Source organism: Iodobacter fluviatilis (genome assembly GCF_900451195.1).
In the GTDB taxonomy this organism is placed as follows: Bacteria; Pseudomonadota; Gammaproteobacteria; order Burkholderiales; family Chitinibacteraceae; genus Iodobacter; species Iodobacter fluviatilis.
Genome location: NZ_UGHR01000001.1, coordinates 1,432,510 through 1,457,408 on the forward strand (window position 1 = coordinate 1,432,510; position 24,899 = coordinate 1,457,408).

Genomic DNA, 24,899 nt, shown 5'->3' on the forward strand with positions numbered 1-24,899 from the left:
TGCGAGAGCTGCCCCTGCATTACAGATTATTAAGTTAATAGGATTGGATAAAAGAGATTGCGGCCCCTGAAGTATTAATGTTTCTTCCGCCATGCCGATTTATTAATCAATAGTGCAATGAGCATAATTGCCCCGCCAATGATTAAGCGTGGAATATCCTGTGCCTGATGCCAGAATATTAAATTAATCATCAATCCCACCGGAATATGCATATTATTCATCGCGCCTAAAGTACCTGCATCCACTAAACATGCCCCTTTATTCCACCAGTAAAAGCCCAGCGCGGATGCCGCTAAGCCAAGAAAGGCTAATACGGCGAATTGCTCCATATTCTGGGGAAGCTTGCTGGCGTTGCCAAAGATTAAAAATGAGGGCAGGGCAACCAGCAGTGCGCCTAAAAAGAAATAGCCAAAGCTGGCTGATTGGGGCTGCTGATCTGGATAATATTTATTTAAATAGCGATAGCCCACTTGGCCAGCGGCAAAAGTGATATTGGCCAGTTGCAGTAATAAAAAACCATTTAAGGCATTGCTGTCAATGTGATTGTAGCGAATCACTAAAGAGCCCAATACGGCTATTAAAGCAGCAGCCAGAGCACGTGGATTAAAATGCCTTTGCAATAAATCATCGAGCAGGGTGATATAAATCGGCGTAAAAATAGTAAATAGCAATACTTCTGCCACGCTGATAAATTGGAATGAGCGATAAAGGCATAAATAGGTAATGCCAAATTGCAACGCACCTGCAGCCATGGTGCCTAATTTGCGTACTGTGCTGATCCCTGCCCAGCGGGTAAAGGGCAGAAAAACCAGCCCTGCAATCGCAACGCGGCTGAGTACGGCAAAGTCGCTGTCTACATGGCCCGCTAAAAACACACCAATCAGATTAAACGATAAGGCCCAGACAACGGTAATAAAGGCGAGATAGGGCAAGAATCTTATCCTCTTTAATAAAACGACTGATTTTAACTGTTTAAGATCTCGCAGGCGCTATTCCCCTACATTCTTTTTCACACTCGTTTATTCGTGTAATTGTTAATTAAGCCAATCAATCTTTACTTACAAAATATACCGTACTGCGGTGTGTAAGCTAAAAATAGCTGGCAGTTTTTATAAATTAACATACGCTAATGAAATGCTGCTTAATGACGGCACTCATTAAGTAAACATCAGGCATTGCCTAGTGAGTCTGATGATTTGTACTCACCCTTTCAGGAGAGGCATCACGATGAAGATCAGTCATAAAGTGGGATTAGCGGCAGCAATCGTGTTGTTGCTTACTGCAAGCTTGCTTTCAGTTACCCAAATTAATCAAATCAGAAGTACTTTGCGCAGCCAAGCTGAATCTACGATCAGTGAGTCGAGCAATGTACTGGCGAGGCAAATTGAGAATTGGTTAAATGGCAAATTACAGCTGATTGATTTAATGGCTCAGGATATTGACCGTAAATTCAGCAATGAGCAAATTGATCACACTTTTTCCATGCCCATGTTAAAAGAGCAGTTCTTATTAATTTTTGGTGGGCTGGAAGACAATGAAGGTAAGCGGATAACCAATGATTTAACTTGGAACCCACCCAATTGGGATGCCCGAAAACGCCCTTGGTATCCCGTTGCCAAGGCTGCTTCAAGAGCGGTGCTGACCGAGCCTTATGCCGATGCAGGTACCGGGGAAATTTTGATTTCTGTAGTGGCAAGGCTCTCAGATAAGGGGCAGTTTAAAGGTGCTTTTGGCGGTGATTTAAGCCTTAAAACAGTTTCTGAAGCCGTAAATACGCTGGATTTTAATCATGCGGGCTATGCTTTTTTGCTGAGTAAATCGGGGAAAATTATTTCACACCCCAAGGCTGATTTAAATGGTAAAAGCTACAGCGAATTATTTGATGGCGCAAACCCAGCATTAGAAAGAACGCTTCAGAATGTAAAAGGAGGAGGGAAAAAACTACTGGTTTCATTTACGCCACTGACTAATTTAAAAGGAATGGATTGGTATATCGGGGTGGTGCTGGATGAAGATGTATTAATGGCAGAAACTAATGCCTTAAGCTGGCGCTCTGCACTGGGCACGATTGCAGGCGTGCTGATCAGTATGTTGGTGCTGGGTATTTTAATGAGCAAATTGCTTAAACCGCTCGATCATTTAAATCAGTCGCTGCATGAAATTAATCGTGGTGAAGGCGATTTAACCAATCGGCTGCCTATTGTGGGCAATGATGAGATTGCCCATGTTTCTAAAGAATTTAATTACTTTTTACAAACACTGCAAACGCTGATCAGTGAAGTGAAAAGCAGCTCGGTTTTAGTCAGAGAAAGCACGGTATTTACATCTGATGCAGCCAATCAGGCCTCCGGTCGCCTGCAAGTGCAGCTTCAGGAATTAGATCAGCTGGCTGTTTCCATGCAGGATATGTCGGCCAAGGCAGAAGAAGTGGCAGGTAATGCTGAGGCTGCGGCACGGGCGGCTGTGACGGCTAATGAAGAAACCCAGAGCGGCGTGGCACTGGTTTCGCGTTCAACTGAAGCGATTCAGCGCCTTGCGGATGAAATGAATGACACCAGCCAGGCGATTAATGAATTAGCCAAATTAAGCCAGAATATTGAATCGATTTTATCTGTGATTACCAGTATTGCTGATCAGACTAATTTATTGGCACTCAACGCGGCGATTGAGGCTGCCCGCGCAGGTGAAGCGGGGCGTGGTTTTGCGGTTGTTGCGGATGAGGTGCGAAAATTAGCCTCGCTTACTCAGCAATCAACCCGTGAGATCAGAGAAATGATTGATCAGCTGCGTACCGGGGTGAAACAGGCTGAAGAAAGAATGCAGCAAAGCAGCAGTACGGCCAGTGTGACGGCAACCGAGGCGGGAGCGGCAAATGAAATGCTGGGCAGAATCAGCGAGGGAATTACCAGAATTAATAAAATGAATTTACAAATCTCTATTGCGGCTGGTGAGCAAAGTTCAACCACAGAAGTCATTAACCGCAACACCACTAATATTCGTGATATCAGCCATCAGGTGGCGGATGGTGCAGATAGCCAGGTCAGGCAATGTACGGTCATGGTTGATCAGGTCAGCAATCAGGATCAATTATTGGATCGGTTTAAAGTTTAGGGCAGGTCGCCGCGGCTTTGATTTAAGTCGCGGCGCTTTGTGTTCTTTTAGATTGGAAAAGCGCCTATCCGTTTTAATGTACCCGATCCCATCATGGATAGATGTGTTTGCGGATCGCCGTAATATTGAATATTGCCTGAGCCGGCTACGCTGGCGCTGAGTCTGTTTTGCGCAGCTACAGTTATTTGCCCGGAGCCTGCCAAGCTTAAGCTGACTTCTTTGGCTTTTAGCTGTGCGGTATCAATATGGCCCGATCCACCTATAGAGACAGATAATTTATTGCTGTTACCTGCAGCTTTAAATGAACCACTCCCGCCTAAAGACACATCTGATTCATCGTTTTGCAAAGCTTGAATGGCAACTGCTCCAGAGCCGCCGATATTAACGCTTAAATCTGGCGCTTCAAGTTTTTCTAGCTGAATTTTTCCCGAGCCGCCCACATTTATACTTAATTTTTTAGCAATTAAAGCGTTTGACCAGACCGTGCCTGAGCCGCTTAAATTAAGCCGGTTTATGTTTTTGGTGCGGACAACGATATTGAGTGTTTTGGTGTTTAATTCAATGTTTTTATGGCGGATTTTAAGCGTGCCATTTTCTACCACGGTTTCAATTGCTGGAATGATATTGTCGTCACTTTCAATGGTCACGCTTTCAATATTGCCCTGGATGATTTCTACCCGGCCGGTGGTTTCACTGCTCAGCGCATTAAACGTGGCAATGGCCCGGGTTTGTTTTTCTATCTTGCCCGAGCCCTGTAGGGTTTTGCTAAACAGAGAAAACGCATGGGCACTATTAAATTGAAAAATGCTCAGGGTGATCAAAAGCAGGCTGCTGAGGCGTTTCATCTTCATTCCTTACGTTTGTTGAATGAATGGTGTGGATTAGATGTTATAAATTATGCGCTCAGCGTAAATATTATGCTGCAATCATGCGATATATTGCTTAAAACATGGTATGGATTGCAGTTTCAGCGGCTTAGTCTGCAATTTGCCTCGCATTAGAAATACCCGCTGCCACATGGGCCGTCGGCGCAACGCTGGCGGCAGAATCACAATGACCAGTTTGATCATCAAAAAATAAATCAGGCGCGAATACTTTTAAGAATGGGCCTTTTTCTAAGCCACCTAAAAAGTAAGCTTCATCAATCTGAATATTCCAGCTCATCAGGGTACGAATCGCCCGTTCATGCGCCGGTGCGCTGCGTGCTGTAACCAGTGCTGTGCGGATTTTCATTGGCGCGTCGCCTGCGTCCTGTTGCAGGCGGTGCAAGGCCTGAAGGAAGGATTTAAACGGGCCGGGTGGCAAAGGCTGCTGCACTTTAGCGCTTTCGTGCGCCTGAAAAGCGTGCAAGCCATCCTGCTGGTACACGCGCTCAGCTTCATCTGAAAACAGTACGGCATCGCCGTCAAAAGCAATGCGGATCTCATCAGGGTGCTGCTCGGTACTGGCCGATTTTGGATAAACCCGTGCCGCAGCAAAATCGGCAGCCAGCGCATCGCGCACATCGGTTTCGTCAGCAGATAAAAACAGATTGGCCTGCAAAGGCTCTAAGAAAGACCACGCTGGCCGCCCGCGGGTAAACACACCACGCAGTAAGGGCAGGCCATGGGTATAGCAGGATTTAAATACCCGCAGCCCGCTGACCGGATCATTACGCGAAAGAATCACTACTTCTACCCGCTGTTGTTCAGGGCTGTTAAAGGCCAGTAGCTTTTTGACCAGAGAATAGGCCATGCCGGGTGCTGCAGGCTCGTCGATTTTATCCAGTTGCAGGGCCATATATGGTTGATCGTCGGCCTGATCAAAAATGAGATTTTCGGCTTCAAAATCAAAGAGCGCGCGGGATGAAATAGCAATAACTAATTGGCCGTCCAGAGATGCAGGCATGGGGTTTCTTTTTGGGTGAGCTGATGAGGTCAGGAAGCAATGTAAGTGCAGAGATCGTTATTTGCAAGTTAGGCATGAGCCTTGGGCAGGCGATATTGTTTACGGTAACGGGCGGGTGTCTGGCCTTTCAGCTCGGTAAATTTTCGGTAAAACTGGCTAAGGCTGGGAAAGCCACAGTCTTCTGCTAAAGCAGGAATCGATTGCCCGCTGCTGAGTAAAATCTGGCAGGCGTGGCTGATGCGTATTTGGGCCAGCAGGGCGCTAAAGCTGGTTTTCATTTGCTCCGCAAAAAGGCGCTTGATGGTGGCTGTGCTGGTGTTGGCAGCAAGGGCTAAATCTTTGAGCGTGACTTGCCGGGTAAAATGCGTTTGCAAATAGCCCAATGCGGCATTTAAGCGCCGGTCTTGCACCCCGCTGTGAGGCTCGCCTTGTAATAGCCGCTGCTCTGGGTCTTGTTGTAAGCAGGATAAAATTTCCAGCAGGCAGGCCAGCCGTGCTAAGCCGCGCAGCTCATGGAGTTGCACAAAGCGTGGTGCCAGCGTGGCGCTGATGGTCTGACCAAAAATCACCCCCATACGAATTTGCCCCAGCCAATGGCAAAGCGGTACCAGCTCGGGTGCGCCCTGGCTGGCTAAGGTTTGTAACCAATCCAGCGTAAAGTAAGCCACTTGTACTTCTTTTAAATCGCCTTCTGGTGCCGAATGCCAAGTATGCGGCTGGTTTGGGGCAACGAGGGCTAAATCAAGCTCAGTAAACGGGCTGGCATCGCTGCCGATATAGCGTGTGCCACGGGCATGCCGGGTAAAGGTCAGCTCGAATTCAGGATGATAGTGCCACTGAAACGGGCAGAGCTGAGCTTTAGAGTAAAGATACTGCCAGCCTTGCCCCTGAGTGTTTCCCACCCATTCTCTGATTAACATCTTGTTGCTCTGATAAGAAATGAGCTGATTGTAGAAGAAATAGATCTGGCGCTGGAACTTTAAGCAAAAAATATCGGGCAGAATTTGCGCATTCAAAGGAGATTGGCATGAGCAATACCATGGTCTTATTGGCACGCGCATTTTTATTTGATATGGACGGCACGCTGGTTGATTCATCCAGCAAAGTAGAAGCCGTCTGGTCGGCATGGTGCCAGAAGCATGGCGTAGATTTAAGCGAGGTCATGGCGATACAGCAAGGGGTGCGCTCAGAAGATACTATCCGCAAAGTGGCCCCTTATCTGGATGCGGTGCAGGAAGGGCGCTGGGTTGATCGGTATGAGTCAGGAGATTGCGAAGGCATTACAGAAATCCCCGGTGCAGCGAGGTTGCTTGCTGCTTTGCCGCAGGCTTGCTGGACGGTGGCTACTTCGGCGGGTCTGGAGCTGGCCAGTAATCGCCTAGGTTACTGCCAGCTGTCCGTGCCGCCGCATATTGTGTGTGCGGAAGACGTGAGCGCAGGTAAGCCAGATCCTCAAGCTTATCGACTGGCGGCTAGCCGATTAAATTTTGCACCTAGCGATTGCATTGCTTTTGAAGATGCGCCTGCAGGCGTTGCCAGCGCCCTGGCAGCAGGCTGCGCTGTGGTGCAAATCGGCGGGGCGCAAAAATTGCATCCGGATGTACTGGCTGTGTTGCCCGATTGGCGGGGTGTGACCGTTGCGGCGGATAATGGCTATTTATTTTTGAGCCTTCCAAAATGAATACACTAAATTTACTGGGCTTTGCTGCCGGGGCTTGTACCACGGCGGCATTTATTCCTCAGGTGTGGCAGGTGTGGACAACGCGCTCAGCAAAAGATATCTCGCTGGGCATGTATCTGGTGTTTGTAACGGGGGTGCTGCTATGGCTGGTGTATGGCGTATTTACTAAAGAGCTGCCGCTGATTATTGCCAATGCCATTACGCTGGCACTGGCTGGTGCGGTATTGGTGATGAAACTTTATTTTGAGCGGAAGTAAATAGGAGGGCGAGCAGGGTTTTTGTTTGCCCTGGCTTCAAATCCTGTCAGCATGAGGGCATGTTTTTCTTAGGACAGGGTACAAGCTGCCCCCGTGTGTGCACCTGATTTGGTCTTTAGTAGCAAACAAAGAAAAAAGATCACGACTAAGCTCTTGGCACGGGGCTTAAATCTCCCCTTGAAACACGCCGGAGTGAGGAACAAGCGGGGCGGGGGATCGCTTGGGAGCGAGGAACGAGCCAATCCCGCCCGCCGCCGCCTCGATTGTCCGCAGCGCAGGGGACTTCGTGTTTCGTGGGGTGGCCTTCTTTCGCTTCCTTTCTTGGCCACACAAGAAAGGAAGGTCCCGCGGGACGCCCGCACCTAAAATAACGTGCCGAAGGCACTAAAAAGGTCTTTGTGACTTTGCTTCGTGCACATAGGGTGAAGCCCGCGAAATTCAAGGGTTTCAAGCTCCCAGCGATGATTCAATATTTGCAATGTGCAGCAGAGTAATGACAGCTAGCTATGTAGGGTACCCGGCCTCTCCTTTGCACCACCTAATCCAGCTCCGCCTCAATTTCAGATGCAAAGGCAATGGCTACGCCGCCTGAGCCGATATTTACGCCTGCGGTGGTGCTCATTTCGCAAAGCAATAATTGCACGCCATGGCTTTTACAGGCCTGTTTTAATTTTTGATAGGCAGGCATATCGGTGACAACAGCCGGATCGCCGCCGTAGCTGACGCAAATGGTGGGGGCAAAGAGGCCGCGCTCCAGATGGGCCCGGGCGAGTGAAAATAGTTTTTCAACACCTGTATTAAAGCCGTGAATACGGGCAACAGGCGCGGTTATGCCACGATAGGCGCGTACCACCGGCTTAATATCGAGTGCGCTGCCCAGTGCATAGGATAAAAAGCCCACACTCTTATCGCCTTTGCGCCGTGCTTGGTGGCGTAATTGGCCTAAATCGGCAGGCATTAAAAAGCCCTGCGTGGTTTGAGTTAATCGCTCGATATGTTTTGTGATTTCAGAATTAGAAGCCTGCAGGCTGATTAACCTGGCCACTTCAGCGACAACTAATCCCTGGCCGGCAAAAATATTGGCGCTATCAAATACGCGCAATGTGAAGGGCTTATTCAGGCTGGCTTGTTCGCGAATAGGGCGGTATTCAGTGAGAATAGCCCTGGCCGCTTGGCTGCAGTGATTAAAAATCTGGCTGCGGGATTGCATTACCGTAAGGCAAAAAACGGCATCAAAATCTAATACAAGACGGGATAAAAATAATTCACGGATTTGCTCTGCTGAAAAAGGCTCTGACTCAAAATCAGCCACACCTGCCGCAGCCTGGCGGCGATAAAAATCACGCGTAGCAGCAGGATCCCGATTATCAATAAAAGTGCCATCACTGCCATGAATGGTAATGGGCAAAATGACGATTTGATGTTTATCCAGAAAATCCCGGGGTAAATCGCAGCATGAATCCGTGACCAAGCCAATACGCATTGTTATCTCCTCTGGGCATTATTTAAGAAAGGCCGTCTGATGCGGCTTTGTTTTAAACGCATGATTTACAATAATGCGCAATGCAATTTATCACTAACATCTCAATTCTATTACAGGGATAAACCCGTATAAAAATGGCAGTCCGAATACTTAATGCTGTTTTATTTGTTTTAAATTTTTCTTTTAAAACAGCGTGGAATGGTCGCTGTGGAATAAATGCACTATGTTTTTCCCAGCAACAGTACAGAGGTGCTTTACAATATTTATTTTTGCCCCTTACGGAGATTTTAGTCATGCCCGTTAATCTGCCTACACTTGATCCCAGCCAGCTTTTTCCTGTTGCCGGATTAGAGCTTGGTATTGCCTCAGCAGGTGTTAAAACCGCAGGCCGTAAAGATGTGCTGGTGATGCGATTAGCTAAGGGCAGCCGTGCAGCCGGGGTATTTACACTGAATAAATTTTGCGCTGCACCTGTGCGTATTTGCCGCAGCCATCTTGCCGACACGGGCGAGATTCGTGCCTTGGTGGTGAATACTGGCAATGCCAATGCAGGCACAGGCCTAGATGGCTATGAGCGCGCTAAAGAAATTTGTTTTGCTCTGGCTGAGCGCTTAGACATCAGCCCTGCGCAAGTGCTGCCGTTTTCTACTGGCGTGATTTTAGAGCCGCTGCCTGCTGCCAAAATTATTGATGCGCTGGATGCGGCCATTGGCGATCTAAAACCCGCTAATTGGTTTGAGGCCGCTCATGCCATCATGACCACCGATGTGGCGCCTAAAGCCGCCAGCAAGAAAATTGTGCTGGATGGCAAAACCGTGACCCTTACCGGCATCAGCAAGGGCGCGGGCATGATTCACCCGAATATGGCGACCATGCTGGGCTATCTGGCAACTGACGCAGCGGTATCGCAAGCTGTACTGCAAGAATTAGTCAGCTGGTCGGCAGATCGCTCGTTTAACTCGATTACGGTGGATGGTGACACCAGCACCAACGACAGCTTTATCCTAATGGCGACTGGCCAAGCGGGGAATACAGAAGTGGCTGACACGCATAGCGCAGATTTTATTACCCTGCGCGATGCGGTATTGGAAATCAGCCAGACGCTGGCTAAAGCGATTATTCGCGATGGAGAAGGCGCAACTAAATTCATCACCATTAATGTGGAAGGCGGTATTGATCGCGCCGAATGTAAAGCCGTTGGCTATGCGATTGGCAGGTCCCCCTTGGTGAAAACCGCGTTCTTTGCCTCTGACCCTAATCTGGGCCGTATCCTCTGCGCGATTGGTTACTCGCAGGTTGAAAATCTGGATGTGGATAAGCTGGAAGTGTGGCTGGATGACGTGCTGGTGGCCAAAGACGGTGGCCGTTATGCTGGATACAAGGAAGAAGACGGCCAGCGCGTGCTGAAGCAATCTGAAATCAGCATCACCGTAAAACTAAACCGTGGCGCTGAATCTGCAACCATCTGGACTTGCGATTTTTCTTACGATTACGTCAAAATTAATGCGGATTATCGCAGCTAAAATGCAGGGGGGAGGGGAGCAGGTTTTATTACTTTCAGCTCCCCACCCCTGTTTTTCAGATATTAAGCTTTCTTCAGAAAACAAGCCTTCAGCATGAAGTTGCCTGCATCCATGCGGCAATCTACTTCATGATCTCCGCCGGATACCAAGCGAATGCTCTTCACTTTAGAGCCTTGTTTCAGCACGGTGGATGTGCCTTTTACTTTTAAATCTTTGATTAAAACCACAGCATCGCCATCCACCAGCACGGTGCCGTTAGCGTCTTTAACAATGGTGTCGTCACTGTCATCACTGGCAGCTTCTTGCATTGGCCATTCAAAACCACAGTCTGCACAGATGTAGTTTTCTGCATCCGGATAGGTGTTTTCTAATGTGCATTGTGGGCAAGCAGGGATATTCGCCATGATGTTTTTTCTACGAAGTTGATTCAGATTCGCCGGATTATAACAGCTGCCATCGCTGAATGCCCTGAATGGGGCAGCAGGTCTGTACGTGTACTTTGCACTTTATTGCGGCTGCTCAATGGAGGGGGCTTGTTCATTCAGGCATAAAGGGGGTTTATAGCCCCCTTTACATAGTCAGTTAACGTGGGCGAAAACGAATTCCAAGGCCATTGATATATTCGCTGCTATGGCCAAAAAAGCTGATGATTTCATTTTGTGGTGGTGCTGTAAAACTGAATGTTTTTAAATTACTCATCGATTCTGCTTTACCAATAGCGGGCAATAAACGTTTATTGGTGCGAATTTTAAGCTGCGCAATGCAAGTAACATTGCCAAATTTATATTGCCCGAATTGCCCCGATACCTCCGTAATATATTCATCGCTGGCAAAGGAAATGGTGGTTAGCTGCCCGCCATTGCCACCATGCTGTGGCATGGTTTGCGTGTCGTATACCGCTTGTATGGCATCAATCACCCAGTCAGAGCGAATATAAAGCTGTGAGAGTCTGGCATTGGCCGCCGGATGATCGTCAAAATTTCTGCTTTGTTCACCTGCCGGGCCTTCCTGCCAGCGCGCCAGCCATTCTTCACGAATTTGTGCTTTAAAGTCTGAATAGGCCCAATCCGAATCCGGATCAAATTGCTTAATCTGCCCATTTTCAATGTAATCAAAGTATTCATAGTGTTGGGTATCATCTGCTTCGTAGCGATAAGATTGAATCGTTGCGCAGAATTGATCACCCTTGGGCTTGGGGTTAAATAATTGGTGAATCTGATAATAATCCGGGGTCAGAAAGGTAACTTCATCGGTCTGGATAATCACTTTTCCCCATGGTGTTAAAAGCTGGGGGCTGAGCGCTGCAAACAAGGAAACCTGAATTTGCCCGTACAGCACTTTGATCACGGCACAGGCATCGCCATGGTCGTGAATGGGCGAGCCATTGCCTGCAGGCCATATTTCTAACACATAGGGCTGGCCGGGTGAATCGCCCAGATTGGTATCAATGGTGACGCGCAGATAGCCAAATTCGGCTGGTTTTTCTGCTAATTTTTTGTAGCAAATACAATCTGGCGTCAGGATGGAGTGCTGAATCGCTTCGGGGAAATCAGGAAAATCAGCCGGGCGCAGGCTCATGCTTTTACCGGCAACATTGGCATAGAGCCGTTGGCAAGCTTCTGGCAGATCCGCAATCACACTGATTTTGTTGTCGGCCAGCAGCTCCAGCGTTACATCGTCCATAGAAACAATATGCGGCGAAGGATCAAGGTTTACAGGGATGGCCAGTAGCTGCAGCTTGCTGACTTCCGTGTTTTGAATATTAATCGTATTGATTTCTGCTGTACTCAGTTGCTTATCTGATGCCTGTGCCCAGCTGTATTCAAAAAGCATCAGCGTGCGCAGCATTTCGCCCTTACCGTAGCGTATCCGTTTGTTATTGCTGTCGAGGCTAAGCCAATAGGGTTGCAGCTCGCCGCTTGGGTTGAGCCCAACCCCGGATTTTTTGGAAATTTCAACGCCGTTATAGAGAAGGCGAACGCCACTGGTTTCAATCTCTAGGCGGACAGTGTTGCTATTGTCGCTTTTCAGTTCGATAGCAAAGGCATTGAATGAGGCGGGTTGAACCGAAACTGTTCCTTGTCCTTTGACCGGAAACTTGGCCGTGTTGCTGCCCTCAAACGAGCTATGGATCAGTTGCTGCACTTGCTGGTGTGGCGTGGTAGCGAGCTTCATTTTGACCTCTTAAAAGTGGTTTTCATTGAGCCAGATCGGGGGGCACGTGCCCACAGCAGGCCTAGGGCGATTTAAATCGCTGCTAAATGGACGTATTAAGTCTGTAATCCATCCTGTTGAAAGAGTCGGATCTATATTTTGTAAGAATATTTTATTTTTGTTTACAATATTCTTACTTTATTTAAATCTTAGAAATGATGATAGTTCTTAATTTTTGCTTTGCTAAAAAAAGATGAGGCAACAGAGTCTGGGCGTAGCAAGCCGCTTATTTGCGTGCAGCAAAATATGATCTGTAAGGGGGAAGGGTTGTTTCGCAGGCGGGCAGCGGGTATAAAAAAACCTAGGCCTTGCAGCCTAGGTTTTTTTAAGGGCGGGTTATTCAGGCATTAAAACGCTGGAACAATCGCGCCTTTGTATTTTTCAGTAATGAATGTTTTAACAGCCGGGCTGTTTAAAGCAGCAATCAGTTTTTTCATGGCTGGGCTGGCTGCGTTATCAGGGCGGGCCACAAGGATGTTGGCGTAAGGTGATTGTGCACCTTCAATGGCCAGCGCATCTTTGCTTGGATTGAGATTGGCGGCAAGGGCGTAGTTGGTGTTGATGAGGGCTAAATCAACTTGGGTCAGTACGCGTGGCAGCGTGGCGGCTTCCAGCTCGCGGAATTTCAGCTTTTTGCTGTTTTCTACGATATCGCGGCTGGTAGACAGGATGTTTTTGCTGTCTTTTAGCTTAATGATGCCTGCTTTTTCCAGCAGCAAGAGTGCTCGGCCGCCGTTAGTGGCATCGTTAGGAATCGCTACGGTTGCGCCTTCGCTCAGGTCTTTCAGCGATTTTACTTTGCTGGAATAAGCACCAAATGGCTCAACATGCACCAGTGCCACGCTTTGCAGGCGGGTACCTTTACCTTTATTGAATTCATCCAGATATGGCTTGTGTTGGAAGAAATTTGCGTCCAAGCGTTTTTCTGCTAATTGCACATTAGGCTGAACATAATCAGTAAATACTTTGATTTTCAGATCTACGCCTTCTTTAGCCAGCTGTGGTTTTACAAATTCCAGCAGCTCGGCATGAGGAACTGCCGTTGCGCCAATAGTCAGTGTATCTGCGGCTTGTGCATTAAAAGCTAAGGCCGCTGTAAGTAGCGCAATGATCTTTTTCATAAAAGTTTATTCCCTTGTAAGGTAAACATCAAAAAAGCAGTTTGTATTTTAAGGCTTAAGACATCGTCTGGCGTAAAAGTTCTGGTTTATTTGCGGCTGAAATGGCTAACCAAACGATCGCCGATCATTTGTAAAATCTGTACCAGAATTAGCAGCAGGATCACCGTGACCACCATCACGTCGGTCTGAAAGCGCTGGTAGCCAAATCGAATCGCCAGATCACCCAAGCCGCCACCACCGATCACACCAGACATCGCGGCATAGGAAACAAGGGTAATGGCGGTGACAGTAATGGCCGCCCAAATACCCGGCAGGGCTTCGGGCAGCAGGGCGCCAAATACAATTTGCCTTGTGCTTGCGCCCATAGACTGAGTAGCTTCAATAATGCCCCGGTCTACTTCACGTAAGGCGGTTTCAACTAAGCGGGCAAAGAAGGGCGTTGCGCCAACCACCAGCGGCGGGATTGCGCCTGCTACGCCCAGTGAAGTGCCTGCAATCAATACTGTAAACGGAATCATGATAATCAGTAAGATCACAAACGGCACAGAGCGCAGTACATTTACAAGAAAAGATAAAACCCCGTAAACCGCAGGCTGATCAAGCAGCTGGCGCTTGCCTGTTAAAAACAGCAGAACACCCAGTGGCAGGCCAAGCACCAGCGTAAACACTAAGGAGCCAGCCAGCATCAGCAGCGTGTCTTGCCCTGCCAGCCAGATTTCTGCCCAATCAATATTGGCGGTCAGTTGATTAAAGAGTTCCATTAGCGTAATACCTCTACATCGATGCCTTCCGCGCTAAAGCGGGCGAGGGCAGCGTCTACATCACGGCCGCTCAGGGCAAGGGTAAGCTGGCCGCAAGGCGTATCTTTAATGCGCTCGATACGGCCGGCTAAAATACTAAAATCTACCGCGCAATCTCTGGCTACTGAGCCCAGAATCGGCTGGTATGTTGAATTGCCAATAAAGGTCAGGCGTACGATTTTGCCTTCAACGTGCTTGTAATCATCGTACTGTTTGTTTTCATCGATATGCTCGGATTCGAAAACAAAGCGGCGGGTAGTGGGGTGCTTGGGGTGTAAAAACACCTGCGTAACCGGCCCTTCTTCCACAATCAGGCCACCATCAATCACGGCCACGCGATCGCAAATCGTGCGGATCACATCCATTTCATGCGTGATCAAAACAATGGTCAGGCCCAGCTGCTTATTAATATCCAGCAGTAATTGCAAAACAGATTGCGTGGTTTGCGGATCAAGCGCGCTGGTGGCTTCGTCGCAAAGCAGCACTTTGGGGCGGTTAGCTAGGGCGCGGGCAATACCGACGCGCTGCTTTTGCCCGCCGGATAGTTGTGCCGGGTATTTATCGCGATGATCGGTAAGGCCTACGAGGGCCAGTAATTCATCAACACGCTGCGCGATTTGGGCCTTGTTGAGCGTGCCGGCAATTTTTAGTGGAAAGGCAACGTTTTCGCCTATGGTTTTGGAGCCCAGCAAATTAAAGTGCTGGAAAATCATGCCAACCTGCTGGCGCAGGCCACGCAGGGCCGAAGCGTTCAGCTCAGTTACATCATCGCCATCGAGCAAAATGCGCCCGCCAGTAGGGCGCTCTAATAAATTGATCAGGCGGATCAGCGTGGATTTACCCGCGCCGGAGTGGCCGATAATGCCAAATACAGAACCTGCGGTAATCGATAAAGACACACCAGCAAGTGCCGGGATATCGTGGCCATCGACCCGATAAGCCTTGCTGACGTTTTCAAGTTTAATCACTGTAGTGCAAACCTTATGGGCCAGCAGCAAGCCATGCTTAAGGCTGATCTGCTGTGGAAAAAGCGGCTTTGTTTATCGCTCATTTTTGCAGGCAAAGTGGGGAGTCATCACCACAAACGCTTTGCAAAAAATGAATGAAGTTTGTCTAAAACCGGTTTTTTCCGCTGCGATCGCTTAAGGGAGGCAAGGCTGCCAGATTTAAAAAATAGCAGGGGATTCTAAAGCCCAAACAAATAATCCCAAAACCCTTAATCAGCTAAGTTAAGTCTAATAAAGCATAAAACGGCCAGACAGGGCGCTGTCGAGCCGTTTAATTGAGTCCTTTACGTCTTTCTGGGGGATTTAGTAATAAATACCACGAAGAATGCCGGTGCTCAGGCGTAAGGATTATACCTGTTTCCCCGCCCCTTGCCGCCATAGAATTCAGCCATGCAAGGTAGGGTGATCTTTTTAAGTCCGCCTGATCAGGATGACTGATTTTTCTGTAGCTGGCTTAAGGCCGCTTTTATCTCTGCCTGTGCCTGCAAGCGGATGGCGGGATCATCGGGCTTATTTTCTAATTGCCCAAGGCAATGGCTTAAGCGATTTGCTCCAATTTGCCCTGCAATACCTTTGGCACTGTGGGCATGCCGCTGGCGGTTTTCAAAGATCGACTCTTCTGTTAGCTGGGTAAAGAGCAGCGTAATTCTGTCTAGGCCTCTTTGTGCAACTTTGATACATTTTTCGGGGGGATAAGCCAAAGCCTGTGCGACCTGTTCCAAATCTAGGATGGCCAGTTCCGGCGCCTGGTTTGCCGTGGCTACCGTTTGGGCTAAGGCGGCAAAGAGGGTGGTGCGGTGGAAAGGTTTTTCTATCCACTGGTCGATACCCGCTGCAGCGAGGTCTGCTTGATTGGGTGAATGCCCTGCGCTGACCAGTAAGATCCGGCCTTTGAAATGTAGGGCTCGTAAGCTTTTGGAAACCTGCATGCCGTTCATAAGCGGCATATGGTAATCCAGCAGTACGGTATCAATCGGGCCCGCTGTACGCCAGGCGCTCAGGGCGGAAAGGCCGTCTTCACAGGCGATAACCTCAGCGCCTGCGGTATGGAGTAGTTCATTCAGTAATTCGCGGTTAATTTCTTGGTCTTCAGCAATTAAAATAGTTTGCCCGTCCAGCCTGATGGTTTCAGCACTGTACAGCGGCGTCAGGGAGCCTGTGGCCTTGCTTTGTACAGGCACGCAAACGGTGAAATCAGCGCCTTTTCCTAGTTCGCTTTTTAGGGAAATGCTGCCACCCATCAATTGTGCAAAGTCTTTGCAAATTGATAAGCCTAAGCCCGCGCCCCCAGCGCGTTTTCCCAGCCAGGTTTGCTCGAAAGGTGCAAATACTTTCTGGCAATCTGCTTCGGCAATACCCGGGCCGGTATCAATGACTTCGGCCATTAAGCAGGATTGACCGTTTATTTGCTCAAGGCTGAGAGACAAGCGCACACTGCCTTGCTCTGTAAACTTAATGGCATTGCCAACTAAATTAACCAATATCTGGCGTAATTTACCCGTGTCTAATACAAAATCACCCTGTAATTCAGAATGAATAGTAAAGCTGATATTTTTTGATTTAGCCTGCTCTTCAAAAAGCGATTTTAATTGCCGGACTAAAACCTCAATTGAAATTGTGCTTTCATCCAGCTGGGCAAGGCCCACTTCTAATTTGCTGACATTAAGCACATTTCCAATCAAGCTTAATAAGTAATCGCCGCTGTCTGCAATATGCGACAAGCTTTGCTGCTGGGCTGTATTGAGCGTGTTGTCGTGTTTCAGCCTGTCTACATAGCCCAGAATAGAAGTCAGCGGCGTGCGGATCTCGTGGCTAACATGGGCAAGGAAATTGCCCTTGGCAAGATTGCCCGCTTCTGCATCGCGTCGGGCCAAATCCAGCTCGTGCGTTCGCTGCATCACCAGTGCTTCCAGCTCTGAGGCTTCTCTTTCTAATTGCAGGCGATAGGCGTGTTCAAGGCGTTCTTTCTGCCGATTTATTTCTGCCACGCGTAGCGCCATTGCGGCGCTGAATAATAAAATTTCAATGACAATGCCAACAGAATTGTAGCGATAGCTTAATGGCGTATGGTCTATCAGGCCAAAGCCACGTAAGCCCCAGGTTACCGTGATCGAAACTGTATAAATAGTCCATGCCAGTGCAAATAATCTGGCCCCGGAAACCCTGTAACGCACCGCATATAAACTGGCCGCAATATGGAGTAAAAATCCTGCGCCGCCCATTTCTAAAGCCAGCAAGGTAAACTGGGTAAAACCAAATAGCGCTGCTGCGCTGCTGATAGCGCCGCAGGCAATAATGGCTTTTAACCCAATATCAAGCCTTGGTGTGATTTGTGAAGTTTTTAAATAGAGCCGTACAAATTGGGCGGCACAAATATAATAAAAGCCACTTAATATATATAAAAGAGTAAGGCTGTATTGCCCCTGCCATAAATATAAGGGCATTAAACCTGTAGCACTTAAATGGGCAAGGGTCAGGGTAATTAAATTAAGGCCGTAAAATAAAAAGGTCTGATCTCTGGCGGCAGAAAAAACAGCTAAGGCAGCAAAAGAAACTAAAAGCATGATGCCGAGCATGGCACCCCAAAGCAGCATTTCCCGATTATTGGCACGCAGAAATTCTTTTTCTCCCCATATCCGGACATCAGAAACAATGGGCCCCGCCATATCTTCTTCTTCGCTGTAAACCACCCGCATCAGCACTTCCAGCTGAGTATTGGCCTGAATTTTTTGCAAGAAAATAGGGCGCACTGTGGCTAAGGGGCGGCTGTACTCGCTTTGAGCGGCATTAAAGTGCTGGCTTTTCCATGGCTCACCCTTTTGACGCGTGTAAAGGGTGACCCCGCCGATTTGCGCCTCGGTATATTCAAGATAATGGCTAATGGGGCTGGGGCTGGGATTATCCAGGCGAAACGAAAACCAGACTGCATTACGGGAGTAGCCCAGCACATGCAGCAGGCCTTTGGGAGTGTGAAACTGGCCGGTATCGCGCTGTTTTTCTGCTCCGTGCACATCAAGGCGGCGGCTTGGGTCTTGCCACACTTTCAGCTCATGCTCGATCTGAACACCCGCCATGCCCTCGTTTACCGTGAATGCCTGAGCCTGGCCAAATAGAAACATAGCCAGACATGGCCCAAGCCAGTATCGGGAGATAGTCCTGAGAAGAGAATGGAGTGTCAGGATATACAAGGTCTATTTCTTAGTAAAAGCATGCGATATATTTTCTTTGCCCTGAGTAAAGCTTTCTTCAAAAACAATAAAAAATAACAATGCAAGTAATACTTGCGTTAAAATGGTTAAAGTCGCGAATAATGAGAGCGGCATAATACGTGCTTTAGGTGAAAAAAGGCTATAGCGCTTTCTATTGATATGGATATTATTTATTGAAATCGCCTCTAAACCTGACGTACTGTTGTCGGCCACTGACTGTTTGTTTGCTTTTTTGGTAAACAAATCATCGTTTTTCACCATGATCTCTGCAGGAACGCGCGTAAAATTGTGATGCTACGAATCAATGCTCCTATCTGGTCTGATGCCACGCTCGACCAACTCAAAATAAGTGCAGATCCTCTCGCAGATCTTTGTATGCGCGATTTGATTCTGAACGGCAATATCAACAAGGCTAATCAGATTTTGGCTCAGCTGGATACATATATAGCATGGCCTAATGATACCCCACCCAAATTACTGGCTTATTTAGAAGCCACGGCCAAACTGCCCGATGATGTGGATGCTGCCCGCTTAGAGCGCGCACAACAGTTTTTTACGACCTATGGCATTCCCTTTGGTATCAGCCTGATGTGCCGTTCTTTGCCTGTGCTTTATGCGGGCCGGGTGGGCGGGGCACAGGTTCTGGCGGCTACCGGCCAGCTTACCGGGCATTTTGAACGCCGTGCTTCTGAAACGCTGCGCTTTATTCTGAATGTAGCCGAGCCTGGCGGCCTTGATCCCGATGGCAAGGGCTTGCTGACGATTCGCAAAATTCGCCTGATCCATGCCGCTGTACGCCATTTTGCCCGCTCCAAACAGCGTGGTGCTGCAGAAAACTGGCATGCAGACTGGGGCGTACCGATTAATCAGGAAGAGCTGATCGGCACCATGCTGGCTTTCTCTCAACAGGCAATCGAAGGCTTGCGTCAGCTGGGGGTTAAGGTCAGTAAAGAGCAGGAAGAAGACCAGCTGTATTTATGGCGGGTAATTGGTGCCGCACTCGGCATTCACCCTGAAGCCATGCCGGTGAACATTAATGAAGCGCGCGAAGTATGGCGGGCATTGCAACGCCGTAATTTTGGCCCCTCTGATGCCGGTAAAATGCTGACCAAAGCCCATGTGGCCTTCTTGCAAGCCAATTTGCCAGATCTGGCTGCAGACCTTGTGCCTGAATTAATGGTCAAGCTGTTAGGTAGCCGCAATGCCAGCTATCTGGGGCTTAAAAAGCACAATAGCTGGAGCTGGATGATGGATGTGCTGCGCTGGGTTTTCCGCTGGAAAAGCCGCCTAGCTAATAGCTCGCATACCGTAGAAAGCTTTATGCAAGAATATGGCGAGCACTTTATGGAAGTCTTACAAAAGCACTGGGCCAGCCCCTATTGTGGCCAAGCCTTTCAAATCCCCGAACAAATGCGCCCATCCGCAGCACAGTGCCCCATGCTGCAGAGGAGCGAGGCATGATCTTGCTGAGTACAGGCAGCAATAATCCTGAAGCATGGTTTAATACAATCAGTATTGATGGCAGTGTGTATACGCCGCTGCAACTGGCCTTTTTTGCCATAGGCTGCCTGCTTTGGGTGGTGGCTTATGTGCTGATTTTATTGCAAGCCAAACGCCATCAATGCGTTGAAATGGCCGTGATTGCCGCAGCAAGTAATCTGGCATGGGAATTTGTATGGGGCGTATTGCTGCGCACCGATATGGGCGTATTTTTAGTCTGGACTTACCGGGCTTGGCTGTTTTTTGACCTGTTTATTTTTTGGCAAGTATTAAAACTAGGCACAGGCCAATTTACCACTCCGTTATTTAAACGCTATTACCAGCCTATTGTGTGGGCTGGCGTGGTTTTCTTTGTTTTATTGTATTGGACTATGGCGCTATCTGGTATTGAAACCCCAATCGGCGCACGCTCTGCCTATATCTGCCAGTTTATTATCAGCCTGCTCTGCTTTATTTTATTAGTACAACAACCCTCCACCATTGGCTATGCATGGGCGATAGCTTGGACGCGTACTTTGGGCACGGGCTTAGTTTCAATATTTATGTATCTGCACTATCCCCACGATTACTTTATCTTAACCCTAGCTGTAGCCTCGACTTTATTGGATTTGGGGTATTGTGGGTATGTGTTGAGGTTGAGGAAAAGATCTAGTTTTGAATCGATGTAATCAAATAGATTTTTTTTATGTTTTTATAATTTTTTTATAAAATAAATGATATTCAATGATTCATAAAAGAAAATATAAAAATAAAGTAAGACTCGAATGGTTTAATTATTGAGAGAACAATGCGTGCAATACTAATAACATCCATATTGCTGTCTGCTTGCGCAGTGCCACACCAGGATTCACCATTAATTCCTCCTCATGAGTTTACTAAGCCGGGTGAGCCAGTCGCTAAGCTAACCTTCTTGGATGCTGGGCGAGAAAAAGTACACTATATGTTCGGTATTTACGAGAATGCTAAAGATTGCAGCAAGGTGCATTTTGTCAATACAAAAATATCGAGGACTGTTAGCGTTCCAATAGCTAAGCCGCTTGCTTTATTTGTTGGTTATTCTTTCGACGGTGGAGGAAAGGTTAATTATTGCTATAAAGCTGCAACTTTTTTTCCGGATGAATCAGAATACAAAATTCGATTAGTTATTCAGCCTTTAACGGGGAATTGCAATTTGACGATCAGCAAGCAAGACGCAAAAGGCGTTATTGATAATGAAAAATACATTGATCGGCAATGGAGGCAACCTTTCTTTGATGGATGGTGCAAAGATACATTGCCTGAATGAGTTTTTTTGTTGCAGGGAATTGGGTTGCTAGGTAACTAGGGTTAAAGTCTTATCCGCTAAATGCCTCACTATTTCCTTTGATAGCCATAAAGCGTGGGTTGGTTTTATCAACCCACGCTGATTGCCCGCTGTGATATCAAAGTCAGAGAGGGGTTGCGCCTTTGGCTAACCCGCCTTACATCGCTATGATCGACGCCTGTACGTGAATGATGCCTAGCCTTTCCCCGCCAGCGCTCTAGCAATCTTATTTCTTGGTACCGTGGTACGTGGCACTTTTCCGCTGAACCATACCCGCACATCATCATCCAGACCAATGCCGTGCATATAGTTGTACAGCGCTTTATTCAGGGCCACGCCAAGGGTGTCGTGGTCTACGCCGGTGGGGTCGATAAATCCCACATCATTTTTGGCGAAGGTGACTTCGGGTAGCGGCAGCAGCTCGATGCCGTATTCTTCTGGATGCTGGCCTACTGGCGAATGCACGGTGCAGGCAAAGCGGTGGAAAAAGCCCGATTGAATACAGCCTTCGGCAAAGAGCTGGCGTACGTATTCCAGCGCATCCACCGTATCTTGCACGGTTTGGGTGGGAAAGCCATACATCAAGTAAGCGTGGACCAGAATACCTGCGTCGGTAAAGGCTCGCGTCACTCGGGCAACTTGATCGATGGATACGCCTTTTTTCATCAAGGTGAGTAGGCGATCAGAGGCCACTTCCAGCCCGCCAGAGATGGCAATACAGCCACTATCGGCCAGCGATTGGCACAGCTCGGGGCTGAAAGATTTTTCAAAGCGGATATTGCCCCACCAAGAAATCGCCAGATTGCGCTTTTGTAATTCTGCCGCCAGTGTTTTTAGTGCTTTGGGCGGGGCGGCTTCGTCAACAAAGTGAAAGCCGGTTTGGCCTGTTTCGGCAATAATTTCTTCGATGCGATCAACGAGAGTGGCGGCCGATGCGCCATCATAGCGCGAGATATAATCGAGGCTCACGTCGCAAAAGCTGCATTTTTTCCAGTAGCAACCGTGCGCCACGGTTAGCTTATTCCAGCGCCCATCTGACCACAGCCGGTGCATGGGGTTGAGCATATCTAAGAGCGATAGGTAGCGATCAATCGGCAAGCCATCCCAAGTTGGGGTGCCAACTTCGGCAAAGGCGATATCTGGCTCTACAAAGTTAATATATTTGACCTCTCCATCATTCCTGACAAAGGTGCGCACTAAGCGTTGTTGGCTGCGCTTGCCATAAAGATGATCGAGCAGGGCCAGCAGCGGGCGCTCGCCGTCGTCCAGCGTTACAAAGTCAAAATAATCAAATACACGCGGGTCCGACATCTCGCGTAGCTCGGTATTTACAAAGCCGCCGCCCAGCGCCAGCACGATTTCAGGGTGATGCTGCTTAATCGCCTGAGCAATCCTAAAGGCTGCGTACACTGCGCCGGGAAAGGGCACAGACACTAAGACGATGGTGGGGGCGTGCTTTTTAACCGATGCCAGCGTCAGCTCCAGCAGCGTGCTATCCACCAGATTGAGTGGCTCGCCCAAGGCTTTCGCCAGCGGATCAAAGCTAGGCTGGCTGGAGGCTAGGGACTCGGCGTAGCGCACAAATTCAAAACGCGGGTCGACCGCATCCCGGAGTACATCTGAAATATCGTTCAGATACAGCGTAGCCAAATGCCGCGCCCGGTCTTGCATACCCAGCGCACCAAAAGCCCAAGCCAGCGGATCGCCACCTTCATCGTCCACATACACATCCAAGGATTCAAAGCGCGAGCCTTCCGGCAAAAACTGGCGCGAGCAAATCCGGTGGCCCACGGTGGAATCCCTGCCTTGCAAAAAGGCAATGGCCGGGCCGATGGTAGCAAGGTAAAGATCAAACTGATCAACAAAGGCCTGCACCTGAAAACTGCGCTGGCGAGCTGGCAAGGCATCGATACAGGCTTTGACTTCTAGCAGCCCCGCTTTAGAAAACAATCTAAGCACCAGCGCCAGCGCCAAATCCTCCTGCACGGCATCCACATCACGTGAGCGCAAAAAACCCGTGATATAGGCGGTAGAAGGGTAGGGGGTGTTGAGCTGCGTCATCGGAGGGATAACAGACAGCACGCGGGGCGTAGACATAGCAAAATCCAAGAAAATACGCAGCAGGGCAGAGCCTGCCACTAAACGCGCATTGTAACTCAGAGCTGCTGTGTTGGCTTGTGGGGGCGAAGCTCAAGGTTTATCGCGATGGAGACTAGCAATTGCGCTTAGGTCTGCTTACTCTTGCTAGGGATAAATCAGCGGATTTTAGCTAAGAATTAAACTTGTATGGCGGAAGCGCTTTTATTCGCGAACCTGACCAAATTGATAAGGATGGAGTAGGAAGCGCCGCTTATCGGGTGTAGTATGACGGCATAAAATACCTCAGGCTGCGCCTAGCAAGGTATTCCTTAGGGGCGGGGTTTTTTGTGCACCTCGGATGGCGGTTTTTCTGTCATTTTAGGGGATCTACATATTGTTAGGCATTTGGAGGCGGCGGTGAAATTTGAAGCTGGCGATGACGTAGATAACGATCACTGTACTGTGTTAACTCATGAGTTCATGAGGTGCGATGATGCTTTCAAAGAGTTTTGTAAGCATGCCGAACAGATGATAATGCATGGGCAAACACGAGAGCTTTCCTACAAAACCTACAATGCCTATGCAAGCTTCATACATCATTTGTACGAGTTTCTCATGGGGTGCCATGCTCGCGATGCCAAGAATACAGACATTACAAACAAAAAGGGCGATCAACGAATAAGGATAATTGAAGGCTATGTAATGCATCATGCTCAGCGAATTATGGATAAGTACCGAGATGCCATAATAAATGGAACGGCTCCATCTTGGGTAAATCACATTAGCTGCTACGACATTACCGTTCCTGCTGATTTCGCGAAAGATTTCAGAGAGTTCAGAAATAAGGCGATAGGTCATGTCGCCTATGAGCGGGCATCAACTCTCAGCCTTAGTGAGTTCTACCAGAAGTATCACAAGTTTCTATATTTGCTATACCGAGAGTCCATTTATTGGTGGGGTCAGCGCAGTGAAGAATTTCCCAACTTGAAAGAAATAACGGACTTTAGCGTCATGCTTGTGGAAGAAAATGCATAGCACTGCGCTCAACTTGCCCCTTTCAGTTGCGGGTCGTTGAGCGATAAAGCCGCGCAGCGCCGGTTCGCTCTACGTTAGACCATACCTTTCTCATAGGAGCCAACATGTTTGGAATGTTTCGCCGAAAGAATCTACCAGCTGAACCGATATCTTGGTTTGAAGGGGAGGACACGGAAATGCTCAGTGCAATTAGCCGTGCTCAAGAAAGTTACCCCGAGTTCATCGCGGCTCTCGAAGAGGAAAGTCGGCGCGTAGTTCCCGCCTTTGAGCAAGCGTTGGTCAAGTACTCATTCCCAGCATCGAAGCGGAACGTTAAAGTCGAACACATATTTCTCTCAGATATCGAGAAACGTGGCGACTCGGTATTTGGCATAGTGAACGGTGAACCGATTTACACCAATGTCGTGCGAGAGGGCGACCGCATAGAAATTGAACGGCCGCGAATTTCTGACTGGCTTTATGTTGTAAATGGCGTTGGTGTTGGCGGCTTCACCTTCAAAGTCATGTGGGCTAAGTTCTCAGATAAAGAAAAGGCTGGATATCGTGACCAAGCGCCGTTTCGCTGGCTAGCAGATCTGGTCTAACACGGCGTTGTAGCTGTCTACCCTTAAGCGCAGCTTTGGGGTTCCCTCGTCGCTCCGCTCCTCGGCAGCGGCTGGACTTGGACGTTAGGCTCCCTTGGCCAATCT

Annotated in this window: 22 protein-coding genes; 9 read left to right on the plus strand and 13 right to left on the minus strand. The window is 48.5% G+C overall.

Going from position 1 to position 24,899, the window contains the following annotated elements:
* Nucleotides 1–74: 74 nt before the first annotated feature.
* Nucleotides 75–932, minus strand: a complete 858-nt coding sequence (locus DYD62_RS06570) for an EamA family transporter (protein ID WP_115226605.1) — start codon at nt 930–932, stop codon at nt 75–77.
* Between the two features lie 295 nt (nt 933–1,227).
* On the opposite strand from DYD62_RS06570, the gene DYD62_RS06575 reads away from it, so the two are divergent.
* Nucleotides 1,228–3,111: a methyl-accepting chemotaxis protein gene (locus tag DYD62_RS06575; protein WP_115226606.1), complete on the plus strand. Its 1,884-nt coding sequence runs from the start codon at nt 1,228–1,230 to the stop codon at nt 3,109–3,111.
* A 47-nt stretch (nt 3,112–3,158) separates the two neighbouring features.
* On the opposite strand, the gene DYD62_RS06580 is transcribed toward DYD62_RS06575, so the two are convergent.
* From DYD62_RS06580 to DYD62_RS06590, 3 genes are all read right to left on the minus strand, one after another.
* On the minus strand, nt 3,159–3,956 hold the full coding sequence (locus DYD62_RS06580) for a head GIN domain-containing protein (RefSeq protein WP_165928676.1): 798 nt from the start codon (nt 3,954–3,956) through the stop codon (nt 3,159–3,161).
* 130 nt (nt 3,957–4,086) lie between these two features.
* On the minus strand, nt 4,087–4,998 hold the full coding sequence (locus DYD62_RS06585; protein ID WP_115226608.1) for a 5'-nucleotidase: 912 nt from the start codon (nt 4,996–4,998) through the stop codon (nt 4,087–4,089).
* Nucleotides 4,999–5,066: 68 nt separating this feature from the next.
* The gene (locus tag DYD62_RS06590; protein ID WP_165928677.1) at nt 5,067–5,918 is read right to left on the minus strand and encodes a helix-turn-helix transcriptional regulator; all 852 of its coding nucleotides are present in this window, start codon (nt 5,916–5,918) and stop codon (nt 5,067–5,069) included.
* A 107-nt stretch (nt 5,919–6,025) separates the two neighbouring features.
* Between DYD62_RS06590 and DYD62_RS06595 the strand changes: the two genes are divergently transcribed.
* On the plus strand, nt 6,026–6,679 hold the full coding sequence (locus DYD62_RS06595; RefSeq protein WP_115228224.1) for an HAD-IA family hydrolase: 654 nt from the start codon (nt 6,026–6,028) through the stop codon (nt 6,677–6,679).
* Nucleotides 6,676–6,936 carry a SemiSWEET transporter gene (locus DYD62_RS06600; RefSeq protein ID WP_115226610.1) on the plus strand — a complete coding sequence of 87 codons (261 nt, stop codon included), beginning with the start codon at nt 6,676–6,678 and terminating at the stop codon, nt 6,934–6,936. The genes DYD62_RS06595 and DYD62_RS06600 overlap by 4 nt, the downstream gene beginning before the upstream one ends.
* 538 nt (nt 6,937–7,474) lie before the next feature.
* Here DYD62_RS06600 and DYD62_RS06605 read toward each other — a convergent pair.
* Complete coding sequence (locus DYD62_RS06605; protein ID WP_115226611.1) at nt 7,475–8,419, minus strand: DegV family protein; 945 nt, start codon at nt 8,417–8,419, stop codon at nt 7,475–7,477.
* Nucleotides 8,420–8,712: 293 nt separating this feature from the next.
* Here DYD62_RS06605 and argJ point away from each other — a divergent pair, with 293 nt between their 5' ends.
* Nucleotides 8,713–9,942, plus strand: coding sequence for a bifunctional glutamate N-acetyltransferase/amino-acid acetyltransferase ArgJ (gene argJ / locus DYD62_RS06610; RefSeq protein ID WP_115226612.1), 1,230 nt, complete (start codon nt 8,713–8,715; stop codon nt 9,940–9,942).
* A gap of 62 nt (nt 9,943–10,004) precedes the next feature.
* Here the strand turns inward: argJ and DYD62_RS06615 are convergent, their stop codons facing one another.
* From DYD62_RS06615 to DYD62_RS06645, 7 genes are all read right to left on the minus strand, one after another.
* Complete coding sequence (locus DYD62_RS06615) at nt 10,005–10,346, minus strand: zinc ribbon domain-containing protein YjdM (protein ID WP_115226613.1); 342 nt, start codon at nt 10,344–10,346, stop codon at nt 10,005–10,007.
* Between the two features lie 178 nt (nt 10,347–10,524).
* Nucleotides 10,525–12,117 carry a jacalin-like lectin gene (locus DYD62_RS06620; RefSeq protein ID WP_115226614.1) on the minus strand — a complete coding sequence of 531 codons (1,593 nt, stop codon included), beginning with the start codon at nt 12,115–12,117 and terminating at the stop codon, nt 10,525–10,527.
* Between the two features lie 386 nt (nt 12,118–12,503).
* Nucleotides 12,504–13,277, minus strand: a complete 774-nt coding sequence (locus DYD62_RS06625; RefSeq protein ID WP_099396980.1) for a MetQ/NlpA family ABC transporter substrate-binding protein — start codon at nt 13,275–13,277, stop codon at nt 12,504–12,506.
* An 86-nt stretch (nt 13,278–13,363) separates the two neighbouring features.
* Nucleotides 13,364–14,038, minus strand: coding sequence for a methionine ABC transporter permease (locus DYD62_RS06630; RefSeq protein WP_115226615.1), 675 nt, complete (start codon nt 14,036–14,038; stop codon nt 13,364–13,366).
* Nucleotides 14,038–15,045, minus strand: a complete 1,008-nt coding sequence (locus DYD62_RS06635; RefSeq protein WP_115228225.1) for a methionine ABC transporter ATP-binding protein — start codon at nt 15,043–15,045, stop codon at nt 14,038–14,040. The genes DYD62_RS06630 and DYD62_RS06635 overlap by 1 nt, the downstream gene beginning before the upstream one ends.
* Before the next feature lie 464 nt (nt 15,046–15,509).
* Complete coding sequence (locus tag DYD62_RS06640) at nt 15,510–18,203, minus strand: hybrid sensor histidine kinase/response regulator (protein WP_115226616.1); 2,694 nt, start codon at nt 18,201–18,203, stop codon at nt 15,510–15,512.
* A gap of 72 nt (nt 18,204–18,275) precedes the next feature.
* Nucleotides 18,276–18,554 carry a hypothetical protein gene (locus DYD62_RS06645; protein WP_115226617.1) on the minus strand — a complete coding sequence of 93 codons (279 nt, stop codon included), beginning with the start codon at nt 18,552–18,554 and terminating at the stop codon, nt 18,276–18,278.
* Between the two features lie 114 nt (nt 18,555–18,668).
* Between DYD62_RS06645 and DYD62_RS06650 the strand changes: the two genes are divergently transcribed.
* The 3 genes from DYD62_RS06650 to DYD62_RS06660 all read left to right on the plus strand — a co-directional run bounded on the left by DYD62_RS06650 (nt 18,669) and on the right by DYD62_RS06660 (nt 21,078).
* Nucleotides 18,669–19,754, plus strand: coding sequence for an oxygenase MpaB family protein (locus tag DYD62_RS06650; RefSeq protein WP_165928678.1), 1,086 nt, complete (start codon nt 18,669–18,671; stop codon nt 19,752–19,754).
* Nucleotides 19,751–20,461, plus strand: a complete 711-nt coding sequence (locus DYD62_RS06655; protein WP_115226619.1) for a transmembrane-type terpene cyclase — start codon at nt 19,751–19,753, stop codon at nt 20,459–20,461. Before DYD62_RS06650 ends, DYD62_RS06655 begins: the two co-directional genes overlap by 4 nt.
* A 119-nt stretch (nt 20,462–20,580) precedes the next feature.
* Nucleotides 20,581–21,078: a hypothetical protein gene (locus DYD62_RS06660; RefSeq protein ID WP_115226620.1), complete on the plus strand. Its 498-nt coding sequence runs from the start codon at nt 20,581–20,583 to the stop codon at nt 21,076–21,078.
* A gap of 213 nt (nt 21,079–21,291) precedes the next feature.
* On the opposite strand, the gene DYD62_RS06665 is transcribed toward DYD62_RS06660, so the two are convergent.
* Nucleotides 21,292–23,193, minus strand: coding sequence for a B12-binding domain-containing radical SAM protein (locus DYD62_RS06665; protein ID WP_115228226.1), 1,902 nt, complete (start codon nt 23,191–23,193; stop codon nt 21,292–21,294).
* A 399-nt stretch (nt 23,194–23,592) separates the two neighbouring features.
* Here DYD62_RS06665 and DYD62_RS06670 point away from each other — a divergent pair, with 399 nt between their 5' ends.
* Entirely contained in the window at nt 23,593–24,210 is a 618-nt protein-coding gene (locus DYD62_RS06670) for a hypothetical protein (RefSeq protein WP_115226621.1), read from the plus strand.
* Between the two features lie 104 nt (nt 24,211–24,314).
* A complete protein-coding gene (locus DYD62_RS06675; protein WP_115226622.1) occupies nt 24,315–24,794 on the plus strand; it encodes a DUF2314 domain-containing protein in 480 nt (159 codons plus the stop codon).
* Nucleotides 24,795–24,899 lie beyond the last annotated feature (105 nt).